Source organism: Mycobacterium sp. GA-1285, assembly GCF_001499905.1.
In the GTDB taxonomy this organism is placed as follows: domain Bacteria; phylum Actinomycetota; class Actinomycetes; order Mycobacteriales; family Mycobacteriaceae; genus Mycobacterium.
Window position 1 is genome coordinate 103,688 of record NZ_LQIS01000007.1, and the last position, 15,502, is coordinate 119,189.

The following is a 15,502-nucleotide window of genomic DNA, read 5'->3' on the forward strand; positions in this document are numbered from 1 at the left end:
GTGTCGCCTCGTCGGCGATTCGTTCGCGCGTCGATCGGTCTTCGTTATTCCGTTGCCCCATCAGGCTTCTCCGACGGGTCGGGAGGAGACTTACAGCAATGCTGCAACCACAGCGCGGCAACCACCAGAGCCAGTGCGCACCCCGCGGCCACCGCGGCGCCCGCGGTGTCCTCGGCAGCCACGCGCAGCACGGAGCGCCGTGGCAACAGGTAGACCAGTACGGCCGCCCACCAACCGAACACCAGGGCACCCACCCACGCCGACGCCTTGGCGATCACGACGGACCTTGCCACGGCGAGGGGGTTCAACCGGCCGGATCCCACACCGATCGCGCCGTCGTTGATCTTGGCGCGGACGTAGAACGCCCAGCCCGCTTCGGCGATCGCGACCCCCAGCAGCGAGACGCCCGTCCACAGCGTTATCGGCGGGAACCACCGGTACGTCGCGAGCACGAGCAGATAACCGGCGACAGCGGTCAGCACCGCCGCGGCCGCCAGGTCGCGCTTCCTGGTCGGTCCCATCAGCGCAACACCAACTCGGTGCGGTGGACGCCGCCGCGTTCGCCCGGTTCCAGCGCCGCGAGCAGGTCGTCCACCCGCCGCGGAGTTCCCGCAACCGTCAACACCGCGTCCGGTTCCACCGCCAGCCAGGGCACGAGCACGAACGCGCGTTGATGGGCTCGCGGATGCGGCAGGGTCAGATCGGCGTCCTGCAGGAACACCTCCCGACCCTCGTTTCGGCAGGTGACGATGTCGACGTCGAGCGTGCGCGGACCCCATCGTCGTGCGCGGACCCGCTCGGCGGACTGTTCGAACTCGTGGGCGCGCCGCAGCCAACCGTGGCCGTCGAGCCCGGGATCGTCGGCGACGAGGACGGCGTTGAGGAACGGGCCCTGTTCGACACCGCCCCACGGCGCCGTCTCGTACACCGGCGACGCCGCGCGCAGCGCACCGCCGAGCCCGTCGACGACCGACCGCAGCATCGCCAGCCGGTCACCGAGATTCGACCCGATCGACAGGACCGCGGTGGTCAAGGGCCACCCCGACCGCGCCGCGAGCGACGCGCCACCACCGCGACGTCGGAGAACGTCAGCGGGATCGGCGCAGCCGGTTTGTGCACCACCACCTCGACGGCGTGCACGCGCTCGTCGGTCATGACGTCGTCGGCGATCTCTGCGGCCACCGTCTCGATCAAATCCCGCGGTTGCCCGGCGACGATGTCGGCAGCCCGCTGCGCCAGGGCGCCGTAATCCAGGGTATCGGCCAGGTCGTCGCTTGCCGCCGCGGCGGCCAGGTCGATCCAGACCGTGATGTCGACGATGAATTCCTGGCCGTCGCGGCGCTCATGCTCGTAGACGCCGTGATGGCCGCGAATTCGCAAGCCGCGCAACTCGATTCGGTCAGCCACGAGACCACGCCTCCAACACCTTGATCGCGTCGACCGAGGCGCGCACATCGTGCACCCGCACGCCCCAGGCGCCGTGCAGGCCGGCCAGCGCCGAGATCACCGCCGTCGCGGTCTCCCGCCCGTCCGGCGGTCGCGGTTGCCCGTCGGCGTCCGCCAGCAGCGTGCCGAGGAAGCGTTTGCGGGATGCGCCGACCAACACCGGGATGCCGGTGGCGACGAATTCCGGAAGCGCATGCAGCAGCGCCCAGTTGTGCTCGCCCGTCTTGGCGAAGCCCAGACCCGGGTCGATGACCAGGTTGGTTGCGTCGACCCCGGCGGCCACCGCAGCGTCCACACCGGCGAGCAGTTCGGTCCGAACCTCGTCGACCACGTTCCGGTAGGCGGGTATCGCGTGGGGCCGGTCCGCGCCCACCGACCGCCAATGCATCAGCACCCATGGCACCTTCGCGTCGGCGAGCAACGGCGCCATGTCGGGGTCCGCGCGCCCCCCGGAGACGTCGTTGACGATCTGGGCACCGTTCTCCAACGCCGCCCGCGCGACGTCGGCGTGCATGGTGTCGATGCTGACGGTGACACCTTGGGCGGCGAGCTCCCTGATGACCGGGCACACCCGCGATTTCTCGACTTCGGGGTCGATTCGGGTGGCTCCGGGGCGGGTGGACTCACCGCCCACGTCGACGATTTCCGCGCCTTCGGCGACCAGCTCGAGGCCGTGCTCGACGGCGCGGTCGCGGTCGAGGAACAGCCCTCCGTCGGAGAAGGAGTCGTCGGTGACGTTCACGACCCCCATGACCCGCACCCGTGTCGAGTTCACTTGCGCAGGATCAGGTCCAGCGCCTCGGCCCTCGATGCCGCGTCGACCTTGAACTGCCCGCGCACAGCCGATGTGGTGGTCACCGCACCCGGCTTGCGGACCCCGCGCATCGCCATGCACAGATGCTCGGCCTCGACCACGACGATCACGCCCCGCGGATCGAGCTTGCGCATCATCGCGTCAGCGATCTGACCGGTGAGCCGTTCCTGCACCTGCGGCCGCTTGGCGTAGAGATCGACGAGCCTGGCGATCTTGGACAGCCCGGTGACACGGCCGTCCTGGCCCGGGATGTAGCCCACGTGCGCGACGCCGTGGAACGACACCAGGTGATGCTCGCAGGTCGAGTACATCGGGATCTGCTTGACGAGCACCATCTCGTCGTGCTGCTCGTCGAAGGTGGTGTCCAGCACCGAATCCGGATCGATGTAGAGGCCGGCGAACAGCTCCTTGTATGCGCGCGCCACCCGCGCAGGCGTGGACTCCAGCCCGTGCCGGTCGGGGTCCTCCCCCACCGCGAGCAGCAGTTCACGGACGGCCGCCTCAGCGCGTTGCTGGTCGAAGTTGGCGGGGCTGAAGGTGACAGAGTTGTGCTGCGACTGCGCCAATGGAGCCTCCTGTGCGCCGGTTCGGCCGGTCAGCCGTTTCGCCGGCTGTTGTCCTGACCCTTGTCCTCGTTCGGTTGAGGTGGCGCACCCTGCTGCGGTGGCCCTTGCTGCGGATACGGCTGATACGGCGGGTAAGGCTGAGGCTGCTGCCAGCCCTGGTGCGGTGGCGGATACCAATAGCCGTGTGGCTGTTGGACCGGAGGCTGTTGCTGCTGCGGTGGCGGCGGCCAGCCCGGGGCGTGCCACCCCGCCGGGGCGCCGTAGTCCGGCTGCGTCGGACCGGAGGAACCGTTACCGCTGCCGTTGGTGCCGTTCGGGCCGCCGCCCTCGGCCACCTTGGTGGGCTGGGCGGCCTCGGCGGCCTTGGTGGCCGCGGCGATCGCCGCCTTGAAGGCGGGTTCGGGAACGGGTTTCGGCCATTCCTCGCCGCGTTCGATCGCCAGCTCGCCGGGCGTCTTGATCGGCGGTTTGTCGGACGGTACCCGCCCGCCGAAGTCGTCGAACATGGTCAGCCGCGGGCGCTTCTTCACGTCGCCGAAGATCTCCTCGAGCTCACGCCGGTGCAGTGTCTCCTTCTCCAACAGCTCACCTGCCAGCGTGTCGAGCACGTCGCGGTACTCGGTCAGGATCTCCCACGCCTCGGTATGGGCGGCCTCGATGAGCTTGCGGATCTCGTCGTCGATGATCTGTGCGACCTCGTGGCTGTAATCGGGTTGGGTGCCCATGGTGCGGCCCAGGAACGGATCGCCGTGCTCGGTGCCGTAGCGCACCGCGCCGAGTTTCGAGCTCATGCCGTATTCGGTGACCATCGCGCGGGCGATCTTGGTGGCCTGCTCGATATCGGAGACCGCGCCGGTGGTCGGCTCCCGGAACACCAGTTCCTCGGCGGCACGTCCGCCCATCGCGAACACCAGCCGGGCGATCATCTCCGAGCGGGTCATCAAACCCTTGTCGTCCTCCGGGACCGCCATCGCATGCCCGCCGGTACGGCCGCGGGCCAGGATCGTCACCTTGTAGATCGGGTCGATGTCCGGCATCGCCCACGCCGCCAGCGTGTGGCCACCCTCGTGGTAGGCCGTGATCTTCTTCTCCTGCTCGCTGATGATGCGGCTCTTGCGGCGGGGCCCGCCGACGACGCGGTCGACGGCCTCCTCGAGCGCCGGACCGGTGATCACCGTGCCGTTCTCGCGGGCGGTCAGCAGCGCGGCCTCGTTGATGACGTTGGCCAGGTCGGCGCCGGACATGCCGACGGTGCGCTTGGCCAGCCCGTCGAGGTCGGCGTCGGGAGCGATCGGCTTGCCCGCGGAGTGCACCTTGAGCACGGCGCGGCGGCCGGCCAGGTCGGGATTGGACACCGGGATCTGGCGGTCGAAGCGGCCGGGCCGCAGCAGCGCCGGGTCGAGGATGTCGGGCCGGTTGGTCGCGGCTATCAGGATGACGCCCTGACGGTCGCCGAAGCCGTCCATCTCCACGAGCAGCTGGTTGAGCGTCTGCTCGCGTTCGTCGTGACCGCCGCCCAGTCCGGCGCCACGCTGACGGCCGACGGCGTCGATCTCGTCGACGAAGATGATGCAGGGACTGTTCTGCTTGGCCTGCTCGAACAGGTCGCGCACGCGGGAGGCGCCGACGCCGACGAACATCTCGACGAAGTCGGAGCCCGAGATGGTGAAGAACGGCACCCCGGCCTCTCCGGCGACGGCGCGCGCCAGCAGCGTCTTACCGGTGCCGGGCGGGCCGAACAGCAACACGCCCTTGGGAATCTTGGCGCCCAGCGCCTGATACCGCGACGGGTTCTGCAGGAAGTCCTTGATCTCGTAGAGCTCTTCGACGGCCTCGTCGACGCCGGCGACGTCGGCGAACGTCGTCTTGGGCATGTCCTTGTTGAGCATCTTGGCCTTGGACTTGCCGAACCCGAAGCCCATCCGGCCGCCGGTCTGCATGCGCGAGAACATGATGAACAGGCCGACCAGCAGCAGCAGCGGCAGCAGGTAGATCAGCAGCGAGCCGAGCATGCTGCCCTGGTTGACCACCGTGTTGGTCTTGACGTTCTTGTCCTGAAGCGCCTCGAACAGCGTGACCCCGTACCCGGTCGGGTACTTGGTGATGATCTTGTCGCTGTTCTCGGTGTCGCCGTTGCCGCTCTTGAGGTCGAGGCGCAGTTGCTGTTCGCGATCGTCGATCTGGGCGGTCTCGACGTTGTCACCGTCGATCTGCGCGACCGCCACCGACGTGTCGATGGGCTTGTAACCGCGCGTGTCATCGCTGAAGTAGTAGAACGACCAGCCCAGCAACAGCACGACCGCTATCACGGTCAGCGTGCGGATGACATTTTTCCGATTCATCAACTATCCGTCGTCGAAACTTCGAAACCTCTCCAACAAGTCGCAGTTGGAATAGTTCAGGTTACCGCTAGACCAACGAACCAAGGTTCCCGACGGTTGTCCGCCGACGTCCCGCCGAACGTGGGTTACCCGCACGCTGTCGGCCGTGGCGGCGTGCTTCACGCACACACTCGCGCCGAGGACTGTGCTTGGGTGGTGATCGTGCTGCCCTTCACCGAGCGGTTCGTCGATACGAACGGTGTGCGCCTGCGAGTGCTCGAGGCCGGCGAACCGGACGCCCCGCTGGTGGTGCTTGCCCATGGTTTTCCCGAACTGGCCTTCTCCTGGCGTCATCAACTGCCCGCGCTCGCCGCGGCCGGCTATCACGTGCTGGCCCCCGATCAGCGCGGCTACGGGCGGTCGTCGAAACCCGAGGCCGTCGATGCCTACACCGTCGTCGAGCTCAGCGCCGACATCGTCGGCCTGCTCGACGACGCGGGCGCCGACCGCGCCGTCATCGTCGGGCACGACTTCGGCGGTGTGGTGGCCTGGGCGGCACCGCTGCTGCATCCGGACCGGTTCGCCGGCGTGGCCGGTGTCTGCACACCGCCGGTACCGCGCTCGCGGGTGCCCACCACGCTGGCGTTCCGACGCATCTTCGGCGAGAAGTTCTTCTACATCCTCTACTACCAGGAGCCGGGCCCGGCCGACGCGGAATTGAATCGCGACCCCGCCACCTCGATGCGAAAGCTCTTCGCCTCGACCGCATCGTCCAGGGACGGGCTCGTCGGCGAGGCGATGACCCGTCCGGGACCGCAGGGTTTCCTCGCCCGCCTCCCGGACCCCGGCGGCCTGCCCGAATGGATCAGCCAGGCCGAGTTCGACTACTACGTCGACGAGTTCACCCGCACCGGCTTCACCCCCGCACTCAACTGGTACCGCTGCTTCGACCGCAACTGGGAGCTGACTGCGACCACCCCCGCCGCCACGATCGACGTCCCCGCGTTGTTCGTGGGCGGCACCGATGATCCGACCCTGGCGTACACGCCGCGGCACCGCGCCCGCGAGGTGGTTTCCGGGGATTACCGCGAGGTGATGATCGACGGCGGTCACTGGCTGCCACAGGAGCGGCCCGCCGCGGTCAACGCCGCGCTGCTGGAGTTCTTGAACAGATTGGACTGGTGAATGCGCGCTGCCGTACTTCGACACGGACAGATGGTGGTCCGCGACGACGTGCCCGAACCTGTTCCGCGACAGGGTCAGGTGCTGGTCGCGGTCAGCGCCTGCGGAATCTGCGGCTCCGATCTGCACTTCGCCAAGCACGGCGACGAGATGGTGCGGCTCACCCGCGAGATCACCGGAATGCCGGTGCAGGGTGGCCTGCCCGTCGACCTCGGCAGCGACGTGTTCATGGGCCATGAATTCAGCGCCGAAGTCCTCGAGGCCGGACCCGATACCGACGCGCACCCACCGGGAACTCTTGTCACGTCGCTCCCGGTGTTGTTGTCTCCCAAGGGCTTCGAACCAATCATGTCCAGTAATACGGTGCTCGGCGGGTACGCCGAGCGGATGCTGTTGTCGGTGCCGTTGCTGCTGCGCGTGCCCGAGGGCGTCGATCCCCGGCACGCCGCACTGACCGAACCGATGGCCGTCGGACTGCACGCGGTCAACAAATCCGCGATCACCCCCGACGAGGCCGCGCTGGTGATCGGTTGCGGCCCGATCGGCATCGCGATCGTGGCCGCGCTTCGACTCAAGGGCGTGGAAAACATTGCAGCGGCTGACTTTTCGGTGCGTCGACGGGAACTCGCCGCGACGATGGGCGCTCACGTGACGCTGGACCCGGCGGAGGGCTCGCCGTTCGACAGCGCGACACCCGCGGTGATCTTCGAGGCCGTCGGCGTCCCCGGCATCATCGACGACGTGATGCGACAGGCCCCGTTGGGCAGCCGTCTGGTGGTCGCCGGGGTGTGCATGCAGCCCGACACCGTCACGCCGCTGTTCGGCATCGCGAAGGAGATCAACGTGCAGTTCGTGAACTCCTACGACTACCACGAATTCGGGGAGACGTTGCGCGCCATCGCCGACGGGCGCATCGATGTCTCGCCGCTGATCACCGGCGAGGTGGGCCTCGACGGGGTCGGTGCCGCATTCGACGAACTCGCCGATCCCGACACGCACTGCAAGATCATGGTGACACCCTGACGGTAGGGTGCCAGCCATGCCAATCGCTGCCCGTGCGAAGACGCCCTCCCGAATCCTTGCAGCCGCGGCGGTGGGGTTCATCGCCCTGCTCTCGGGCTGCGACGCGAAGGCCGCCCCCGCGTTCACCAACAGCGACGACAGCGCACCTCGTCAGGTGACGGTCGTCGGCACCGGCGAGGTGCTCGGCACACCCGACACGCTGACGATCGACGCGGGCATGGAGGTCGTCGCCGCCGACGCCGCCGGCGCACTGAACCAGACCAGCCAACTACAGCGCGGCGTCATCGATGCGCTGGTCGACTCGGGCATTGACCGCAAGGACATCAACACCTCTCAGGTGAGCGTGCAGCCGCAGTACGCCGGGGGCGACGGCTCGAACGTCAACGGCTACCGGGCGACGAACACGATCGACATCAAGGTCCGCGACCTCGACACGGCGCCAGAGGTGTTCGAGATCATCGCCGACAGGGGCGGCAACGCGACGAGGATCAACGACGTCACCCTCGCCATCGAGGACGACTCGCAGCTGGTGCGCGAAGCCCGTTCCCGGGCCTTCAACGACGCCAAGAGCCGCGCCGAACAGTACGCGCTGCTGGCCGAGTTGGACCTCGGCAAGGTCATCTCGATCTCCGAGGTGCCGTCGTCGACACCGCCGGCGCCGTATCCGACTCAGCGCGGCCCGGCAGCCGAGATGGCGGCGGTGCCCATCGAGCCGGGTCAGCAGGCCGTCGGCTTCAACGTGACCGTGGTCTACGAGCTGACCTGAGCCGACGCCGTGGGCACTCAGCCCGCGGGGGCGATGTCCACCGGGATGCCGTTGAGCACCGCGGTGCCCGACAGCGGATCCAGATGGCTGCCGTCGTTGAGCTGGTTGACATTCACCCCGGGCGCACCGGCCGCGACTCGTTGACCCGTGCCGTCACGGTCGTGACCCCAGCCGTGCGGTAAGGACACCACACCGCGCCGCATGTCCGGCGTGATCTCGATCGGCGCCAGCAGCTCGCCCCCGGGGCCCTTGACGACAGCGGTGTCGGTCAGGCCGAGCTCGGCCGCGTCGTCGGGGTGGATGCGCAGCGTGCACTGGTTGGAGCCACCCGACAGCGCGGGCAGGTTGTGCATCCAGCTGTTGTTCGACCGCAGGTGCCGTCGCCCGATGAGCACGAAACCGTCGGCGCGCACGCCGAGCGCATCCCGCAGCCGCGCGACCTCCGCGGTCAGCTGGGGTGGTGCGAGCTCGATCCGGCCGGACGGCGCCCGCAGCACCTCGGTCAGACGCGGTCGCAACGGGCCCAGGTCGATGCCATGCGGTGCGGCCTTGAGCTTGGCCAGCGTGAGACCGTCGGGGTGGGCGCCGAACCCATCGCCGTAGGCGCCGAGCCGCAGCATCATGTCGAGGCGCCGTTCGTAACCGGGAGCCGCGGGCAGCATCGCGGTCAGTTCGTCGACGGACCGCCCGGCCACTGGCGACTCCGGATCGGCGGTCTCTTTGGCCAGCGTCGCGGCGATCACCTGATCGTCGACCAGCATCGGATCGGCGCCGGGACCCAGACCGTAGAGGATCAGCGCGATGCGCGCGAGGATCTCGGCTTCGTCGGGTCGGTCGGTCGACGGGAGGGCAGGCGGGGAATACCGCGCGTTGTTGCGCACGGCGAGGCTGTTGAGCGCGACGTCGAAGTGTGCGCTGCGCGACGGCGGAGGCGGCGGCAGGATGACGTCGGCGTGCCGGGTGGTCTCGTTCAGGTACGGGTCGACGCTCAGCATGAACTCGACACCGTCGAGCGCCCTGTCGAGGCGTTCACCGTCGGGCGCCGAGAGCACCGGATTGCCCGCGATCGTGATGATCGCCTTGATCTGCCCGTCGCCGGGGGTGTCGATCTCTTCCGCCAGCGCCGCGGCCGGAAACTCCGACAGCACTTCGGGATAACCCGACACGCGGCTGTGCCAGCGCCCGGTTCGAAAGCCGCGGCCCGGCTTGGGCGGCCGTGGCGCGGGCGCGATCGGCGACTGCGGGAACATCGCGCCGCCGGGACGGTCCAGGTTGCCGGTGAGGACGTTCACCACGTCGACGAGCCAGCTGCCCAAGGTGCCGAATTCCACGGTGGACGTGCCGATCCGGCCGTACACCGCGGCCGACGGCGCCGCCGCGAGTTCGCGTGCGAGCGTACGGATATCGTCTGCGGACACCCCGCAGTAGGCCGCGACCGCATCCGGTGAGAAGTCGGCGGCGAGCGCACGCACCAACTCGACACCGTCGACGTGCCCTTCGAGATCTTTCAGGTCGGCGAGGTTTTCGTCGAACAGAACTTGTACGACGCCCAGAAGCAACGCCGCGTCGGTGCCGGGCCGCGGTGCCAGGTGACGGTCGGCGAGCTCGGCGGTGCGGGTGCGGGCGGGATCGATGACCACGAGGCGGCCGCCGCGTCTGCGCAGGGCGCGCAGCTTGCCGGGGAAATCGGCCGCTGTCGCCAGACTGCCGTTGGACACAAGGGGATTCGCACCGATGACCACGAGATAATCGGTGCGGTCGAGATCGGGCACGGTGAACGCGACCGGGCTGCCGAACATCAGCCCCAGCGCGACGTGTTTCGGCATCTGATCGAGGGTGCTCGCCGAGTAGACCTGCCGGGTGCCCAGCGCCTTCACGACCAGCGGCGTGTAGAGACCACCGGCGATGGTGTGGGCGTTCGGGTTGCCCAGATAGACGCCGACGGCTGCGCCGCCGTGTTCGGCGATGACGCCGCCGAGACCCTCGGCGACCGCCGCGAACGCCTCCTCCCAGGTCGCTTCCGTCAGCGCGCCGTCGCGCCGGATCAACGGCCGGGTCAACCGGTCGGGGTCGTTGTCCAGTTCGGCGAAGCTGGCGCCCTTCGGGCAGATGAAACCGTGGCTGAACACGTCGTCTTTGTCGCCGCGGGCGCCGGTCACGCGACCGTCGTCGATGGTCAGGACCAGACCGCAGGTGGCTTCGCACAGCGGGCAGATGCGAAGGGCTGTCTCGCGCATGCCCCTCATCTTGCGCCGTTCAGTGCTGCTCGTACACCTTCGGGTCCAGCGTGCCGATGTAGTCGAGGTCGCGGTAGCGCTCGGCGTAGTCCAGGCCGTAGCCGACGACGAACTCGTTGGGGATGTCGAAGCCCACGTGCGCGATGTCGACGTCGGCGCGCACCGCGTCGGGCTTTCGCAGCAGCGCGCACACCCGAAGCGAGCGGGGATGGCGGGTTGCGAGGTTGCGCAGCAACCACGACAGGGTCAGCCCGGAGTCGACGATGTCCTCGACGATGAGCACGTCGCGGCCGTTGATGTCGCGGTCGAGGTCTTTGAGGATGCGCACCACACCGGATGACGAAGTCGACGAACCGTAGGAGCTGACCGCCATGAACTCCAGCTGGGTCGGCAGCGGGATCGCGCGCGCCAGGTCCGTGACGAAGAAGACCGCGCCCTTGAGCACGGTCACCAGCAGCAGATCTTGGCCGTTGGCGGCGACGGTCTCGCGGTACTCCTCACCGATCAGGGCGCCGAGCTCGGCGATCTTCGCCTGGATCTCGTCGGACGACAGCAGCACCGACTTGATGTCACCGGTATACAAATCGGCGTATCCTTCAGGCACGGGCACAGTTTTTCATGGTTCGCACCGGCTCCGTGTGCAGGGTCAGCATGCCGCCGCGCCGCCCCGCGATCAGCCGTCGCTCGCGAAGCGGCGATCCCACCGCGACACCCCCTTGGCCTCGCCACGCCGTGACGAGGGCGTCGACCGCGCGGATCTGCTTGTCGGTCAGCCCGGTGGCACCACCGTCGAGCAGCCACCGTCGAATCACCCTGCGCCGCAGCCCCTCTGGAAGGAGGGCCAGCTCCGCTCCGTCGAGTGCGTCGCCGTGCCGCAGCCCGGTCAGTGCGCGCTCGGCCAGTTCGTCGAGGGTGTCGGTGTCGGCGCGCAACGCGCCGGCGGTGCGGGCCAACGCCTCGGCGACCCCACCGCCGAGAACGTCTTCGAGCAGCGGCAGCACCTCCTCACGCAGGCGAACCCTGGTGAACCTGCGGTCGGAGTTGTGCGGGTCCTGCCACGGCGTGAGATCGAGCTCGGCACACACGGCCCGCGTCATCGCCCGCCGAACGCCGAGCAGGGGCCGGCACCACGGAGGATCCCACGGTCGCATGCCGGCGATCGAACGCGGCCCGGAGCCGCGGCCCAAACCCAGCAACACCGTCTCGGCCTGGTCGTCCAGCGTGTGCCCCAGCAGCACGGGCATTCCGTCCCGCGCGGCGTCCAGCGCAAGGTAGCGAGCGCTGCGCGCGGCGGCTTCGGGACCACCCGCCGTCCCGATGTCGACGGTGATCACCTGTGCTGCAACGCATCCCGCGGACAACGCCTGCTTGCGCGCGGTCTCCGCCACGGCGGCGGAGTCGGGCTGCAACCGATGGTCGACGATCAGCGCGGTGGTCGGTTTGAGGCCCGCCGCGACCGCGGTCAATGCCAGCGAATCGGGACCTCCCGACAGTGCGACGCACCAGCGGTCACCGGCGTCGAAGTCGCGGTCGAACGCCCCGATCGCCGCCCGGAGCGCGGCTACAGCACCCTGTCGATCCATCGTTGGGGCTCGTCGATTTCGATTGGCAGAGGCAATGTTTCGGGTTTCGTCCACACGGCGTTGAACCGGTCCATGCCGACCGTGGACACCACGTGGTCGACGAACGCCTTGCCGCGGGTGTACTGACTGAGCTTGGCGTCGATGCCCAGAAGCATCCGCACCACCCGCTGCAACGGCGACTGTTTGCGCTGACGCCGCTCGTCGAACCGCTTGCGAATCGTCGCGACGGACGGCACCACCGCGGGACCGACGGCGTCCATCACGTGGTCCGCGTGGCCTTCCAGCAGCGTGCCGAGCACGAGCAGTTGGTCGAGGGCCTCACGTTGAGGTTCGGACTGCACCGCGCGCAACAGCCCGATCATGCCATTCGAATTGACATCTGCCACAACGCCGTTCGATTCGCCACGGCGGTTGCGTACGAACGCGGCGAGCCGGGAGACCATCTCGGCGATGTCGTCGGAGCTTTCTTCGGTGAGCACGGCGAGCGCACGCGACATGTGCTCGGCAAGCCACGGGTTGGCACGGAACTGCACCCGGTGGGTGACCTCGTGCAGGCAGACCCACAGCCGGAAGTCGTAGGGCTGCACCCGCAGCTGGCGTTCCACGGCGATGACGTTCGGGTAGACCAGCAGCAGTTCGCCGCCACCGGGACCGAACGGATCGTACTGGCCGAGGATCCCCGAGGAGATGAACGCGAGCACCGCTCCGGTCTGCGCCCCAGTGATGCGCCCGCTGACGGCACCTGCCGGCTTGTCCGATCCGCCCGTCATCACGCGCATCGACCGGGTGGCGGCGCGAATCCACTGCCGCCGGTCCACGATTCGCGCCTCGGGGATCTCACCCCCTTCGGCCATACCGGTGACCTCGCGCACCGGCAGCTCGGCGGAGCGCGACGCCTCGGTCAACTGCTCGATCACCTGCCTGCGCGTGTAGTCCGTCGATGCCGGACCGGGCCGGGCCAGCTTCTCCCCGACGGTGGCGGCGAAGTTCCAGTCGACGGCGCGACCGACGGACAGCGAGGATTTGGCCGACGGAGTCACGAGGCGCACCCGCACGCTCGCAGGGTCGCGGCCAGGTTGTCGAGCGCGATGCGTCCGGTCGGGCCCGCGTTGTTCGAGATGAACGCGAAGGTGAGGACCCTGCCACTCGCGTCGGTGACGATGCCGGAAAGGGAGTTCGTACCCGTGAGCGAACCGGTCTTGGCGCGCAGGAAACCGGCGGCGGGCTTGACGATGTCGGTGTCGAGATAGCGGTTCGACAGTGTTCCGCTGCCCCCGGCGATCGGTAGCAGGTCGACCAGCGGCCGCAGCTTGGGGTGGTCGTCTCCGGCCGCCGCCTGGACCACCTCGTCCAGCGTCTCCGCGGTGAGCCGGTCGTCGACGGACAGGCCACTGGAGTCGAAGAGCCTCGCACCCGTGATGTCGATCCCGGCGTCGCCGAGGGCGCTGAGAACCGCCCGCACGGCGCCGTCGAAGCTCTGCGGACGGTTGAGCGCCGCGGCGGTTTCGCGTCCGATCGCCTCGGCCATCACGTTGTCGGAGGCGTTCATCATGTCGCGCAGCCGCGACATCAGGGGCGGCGAATGGACCGCGGCGAGCTCCTTGCCGCCGCTGGCGCTGCCGGGCCGCACGGTGACCTTCGCCGGGTCGATCTTCAGCGCCGCTGCCAGCGCCCGGCCGGCGTCCAGCGCGGGTGTGCGGGACCGCGCCGAGTCGACGCTCACCGGCTGGGTGCGACCGCCGTCGAGCATGACCGACTCCATCGGCGCGATGTCGCCGCCGTCGATGTCGAGGGGGTCCCACCCCGGCGCCATGGTGGGCCCGCTGTAGCCGCTGGTGTCGACCTGAACGGACGTCACCTCGATACCGCTGCCCGTCACCTGTTCGGCGAGATCGTCGATGCGCGCCGCGTCCCGGTACCAGGTGTCCTCGCCCGCGCGGGCCGCCGACAGCGTCGGGTCACCGCCACCCTTGAGCACCACCACGCCGGGGCTGCGCCCGCTGAACACCCGCGTGGTCAGCCGCGCTTCGCGGTCCAGCGTCAGCAGCGCAGCGGCTGCGGTGAGCGACTTGTTCGTCGACGCGGGCTGCATCGGCGCATCGGCGCGCTGCTCCCACAGCGCGGTGTCGGTCATCGCATCGGTGACGCGCCCGGTGAGGTCACCGAGATTCGGGTCGGCCAGCACGGGCGCCAGCCTGGCGGCGAGCCGGTCGGGCCGCGGCCTGGGCACCGAGTCCGCCACCGGCACGACGCCGGGGTTCGCCGTCGCGGCCGGGGGCGTCGGCTTGCCCGCCGCGGCGTCGGTAGACCGACCTGTGGTGACCATCGCGGCCACCGCCACCACCACGGCAACCAGCAGCAGTACCGCCACCGAAACCGCCACATGCGTGGATCGCCGCCATTGACTGGGCCGCATAACCCTCCTGCTCAACCTGGACCGCCCCCGTACAAGCAGCGTATCGCTCCATTAAGGTTGACCCGCGTTATCACCGGACGACCCCAGACAAGAGCACAGGGCAAGGAGCCACGGCCGTGCAGGACAGCCAATATGAGGTAGTCATCGAGATCCCCAAGGGTTCGCGCAACAAGTACGAGGTGGACCACGAGAGCGGCCGGGTGAAGCTGGACCGCTACCTGTACACGTCGATGGCATATCCGACCGATTACGGTTTCTTCGAGAACACCCTCGGTGAGGACGGCGACCCGCTGGACGCCCTGGTGCTGCTGCCCGAATCCGTGTTCCCCGGGTGCATCGTCGATGTGCGCCCGGTGGCGATGTTTCGGATGACCGATGAGGCCGGCGGTGACGACAAGGTCCTGTGCGTGCCGGCCGATGATCCGCGCTGGGAGCACATTCGGGACCTCGGCGACGTGCCCTCCTACGAGCTCGACGCGATCAAACACTTCTTCGTGCACTACAAGGATCTGGAACCGGGCAAGTATGTGAAGGCCGCAGACTGGGTCGGCCGCTCGGAGGCCGAGGCCGAGGTTCAGGCGTCGGTCGAGCGGTTCAAGAAGGATCACTGACAGTCGAGCAAGTTTTCCTGGCCGTAACACGCCGTAACCGGATCGTTCTGCCCGCGTTCGATCATGGCTTGCGTGTTGATGCATCAGGGGATCGGCCTCGAAGCGTTCAACGCGATGCCGATGCGCAGGGCGGTACACGCGGTGTACGAATGCTGTTGTTGCGTGCCGCTGGCCGCAGAGTTGGCGCGCGGGCGGCCGTATCCCGATCACGAGTCGTTGTTCCGCGAAGCTGACGCTTTACTGTTCAGCCTCGGGGAAGAGTCCATCGACACGATCCTGCAGGCGTACCCGGATATCGGGCGCCGGCCCGGGCTGGCGGGCACCGCCCAGCGCTACCGCGAGCATTTCGGCTTCGGGTTCGTGATGTTCGTCAACGGCGTCGACGACGATCAGGTCCTGGCGACGATGAGCGACCGGATGCACAACGACGCCGAGACCGAACGCAAGATCATGCGCAACGAGCTGGCCCGCATCAACCGCGCCCGCCTGCAGCGGATGCTGGGACCCGAGGGCGGCTACGACAACTGGTGACGCGGG

General features: G+C 68.6%; 15 protein-coding genes and 1 pseudogene. 5 read left to right on the forward strand and 11 right to left on the reverse strand.

Features of this window, described 5'->3' with window-relative positions:
* Positions 1 to 44 precede the first annotated feature (44 nt).
* The 6 genes and pseudogenes from AU193_RS06090 to ftsH all read right to left on the reverse strand — a co-directional run bounded on the left by AU193_RS06090 (position 45) and on the right by ftsH (position 5,168).
* Positions 45 to 521: a DUF3180 domain-containing protein gene (locus AU193_RS06090; protein ID WP_064421455.1), complete on the reverse strand. Its 477-nt coding sequence runs from the start codon at positions 519 to 521 to the stop codon at positions 45 to 47.
* Positions 521 to 1,033, reverse strand: coding sequence for a 2-amino-4-hydroxy-6-hydroxymethyldihydropteridine diphosphokinase (gene folK, locus AU193_RS06095; RefSeq protein ID WP_064421456.1), 513 nt, complete (start codon positions 1,031 to 1,033; stop codon positions 521 to 523). Before folK ends, AU193_RS06090 begins: the two co-directional genes overlap by 1 nt.
* Positions 1,030 to 1,407 carry a dihydroneopterin aldolase gene (gene folB / locus AU193_RS06100; protein ID WP_064421457.1) on the reverse strand — a complete coding sequence of 126 codons (378 nt, stop codon included), beginning with the start codon at positions 1,405 to 1,407 and terminating at the stop codon, positions 1,030 to 1,032. Before folB ends, folK begins: the two co-directional genes overlap by 4 nt.
* Positions 1,381 to 2,197, reverse strand: a pseudogene (folP, locus tag AU193_RS06105) (dihydropteroate synthase); the annotation flags it as partial. The pseudogene folP and the gene folB, both read right to left, overlap by 27 nt.
* A 20-nt stretch (positions 2,198 to 2,217) precedes the next feature.
* Positions 2,218 to 2,826: a GTP cyclohydrolase I FolE gene (gene folE / locus AU193_RS06110; RefSeq protein WP_064421458.1), complete on the reverse strand. Its 609-nt coding sequence runs from the start codon at positions 2,824 to 2,826 to the stop codon at positions 2,218 to 2,220.
* Positions 2,827 to 2,855: 29 nt separating this feature from the next.
* Positions 2,856 to 5,168: an ATP-dependent zinc metalloprotease FtsH gene (gene ftsH / locus AU193_RS06115; RefSeq protein WP_064421459.1), complete on the reverse strand. Its 2,313-nt coding sequence runs from the start codon at positions 5,166 to 5,168 to the stop codon at positions 2,856 to 2,858.
* Positions 5,169 to 5,366: 198 nt separating this feature from the next.
* On the opposite strand from ftsH, the gene AU193_RS06120 reads away from it, so the two are divergent.
* Genes AU193_RS06120 through AU193_RS06130 form a run of 3 tightly spaced genes read left to right on the forward strand, consistent with a single transcriptional unit; the run spans position 5,367 to position 8,118 of the window.
* Positions 5,367 to 6,332, forward strand: a complete 966-nt coding sequence (locus AU193_RS06120) for an alpha/beta fold hydrolase (RefSeq protein ID WP_305728600.1) — start codon at positions 5,367 to 5,369, stop codon at positions 6,330 to 6,332.
* Complete coding sequence (locus tag AU193_RS06125) at positions 6,333 to 7,352, forward strand: zinc-binding dehydrogenase (protein ID WP_064421460.1); 1,020 nt, start codon at positions 6,333 to 6,335, stop codon at positions 7,350 to 7,352.
* A gap of 16 nt (positions 7,353 to 7,368) precedes the next feature.
* Positions 7,369 to 8,118, forward strand: coding sequence for an SIMPL domain-containing protein (locus AU193_RS06130; protein ID WP_064421461.1), 750 nt, complete (start codon positions 7,369 to 7,371; stop codon positions 8,116 to 8,118).
* A gap of 17 nt (positions 8,119 to 8,135) precedes the next feature.
* Here AU193_RS06130 and AU193_RS06135 read toward each other — a convergent pair whose 3' ends face one another.
* The 5 genes from AU193_RS06135 to dacB are packed head-to-tail and all read right to left on the reverse strand — an operon-like array spanning position 8,136 to position 14,354.
* Entirely contained in the window at positions 8,136 to 10,355 is a 2,220-nt protein-coding gene (locus tag AU193_RS06135) for a molybdopterin-dependent oxidoreductase (RefSeq protein WP_064421462.1), read from the reverse strand.
* 19 nt (positions 10,356 to 10,374) lie between these two features.
* Positions 10,375 to 10,965 (reverse strand): hypoxanthine phosphoribosyltransferase, encoded by a 591-nt coding sequence (hpt, locus tag AU193_RS06140; RefSeq protein WP_064421463.1) that lies wholly within the window; start codon positions 10,963 to 10,965, stop codon positions 10,375 to 10,377.
* Positions 10,952 to 11,938 carry a tRNA lysidine(34) synthetase TilS gene (tilS, locus tag AU193_RS06145; protein WP_064421464.1) on the reverse strand — a complete coding sequence of 329 codons (987 nt, stop codon included), beginning with the start codon at positions 11,936 to 11,938 and terminating at the stop codon, positions 10,952 to 10,954. Before tilS ends, hpt begins: the two co-directional genes overlap by 14 nt.
* Positions 11,917 to 12,993: a zinc-dependent metalloprotease gene (locus tag AU193_RS06150; protein WP_253867643.1), complete on the reverse strand. Its 1,077-nt coding sequence runs from the start codon at positions 12,991 to 12,993 to the stop codon at positions 11,917 to 11,919. Before AU193_RS06150 ends, tilS begins: the two co-directional genes overlap by 22 nt.
* Positions 12,975 to 14,354 (reverse strand): D-alanyl-D-alanine carboxypeptidase/D-alanyl-D-alanine-endopeptidase, encoded by a 1,380-nt coding sequence (gene dacB, locus AU193_RS06155; protein ID WP_064421465.1) that lies wholly within the window; start codon positions 14,352 to 14,354, stop codon positions 12,975 to 12,977. The genes AU193_RS06150 and dacB overlap by 19 nt, the downstream gene beginning before the upstream one ends.
* Positions 14,355 to 14,470: 116 nt before the next feature.
* On the opposite strand from dacB, the gene AU193_RS06160 reads away from it, so the two are divergent.
* Together AU193_RS06160 and AU193_RS06165 are read left to right on the forward strand one after the other, a co-directional pair.
* A complete protein-coding gene (locus AU193_RS06160) occupies positions 14,471 to 14,965 on the forward strand; it encodes an inorganic diphosphatase (protein WP_064421466.1) in 495 nt (164 codons plus the stop codon).
* 72 nt (positions 14,966 to 15,037) lie between these two features.
* Positions 15,038 to 15,496, forward strand: a complete 459-nt coding sequence (locus AU193_RS06165) for a 2-oxo-4-hydroxy-4-carboxy-5-ureidoimidazoline decarboxylase (protein WP_172798225.1) — start codon at positions 15,038 to 15,040, stop codon at positions 15,494 to 15,496.
* Positions 15,497 to 15,502 lie beyond the last annotated feature (6 nt).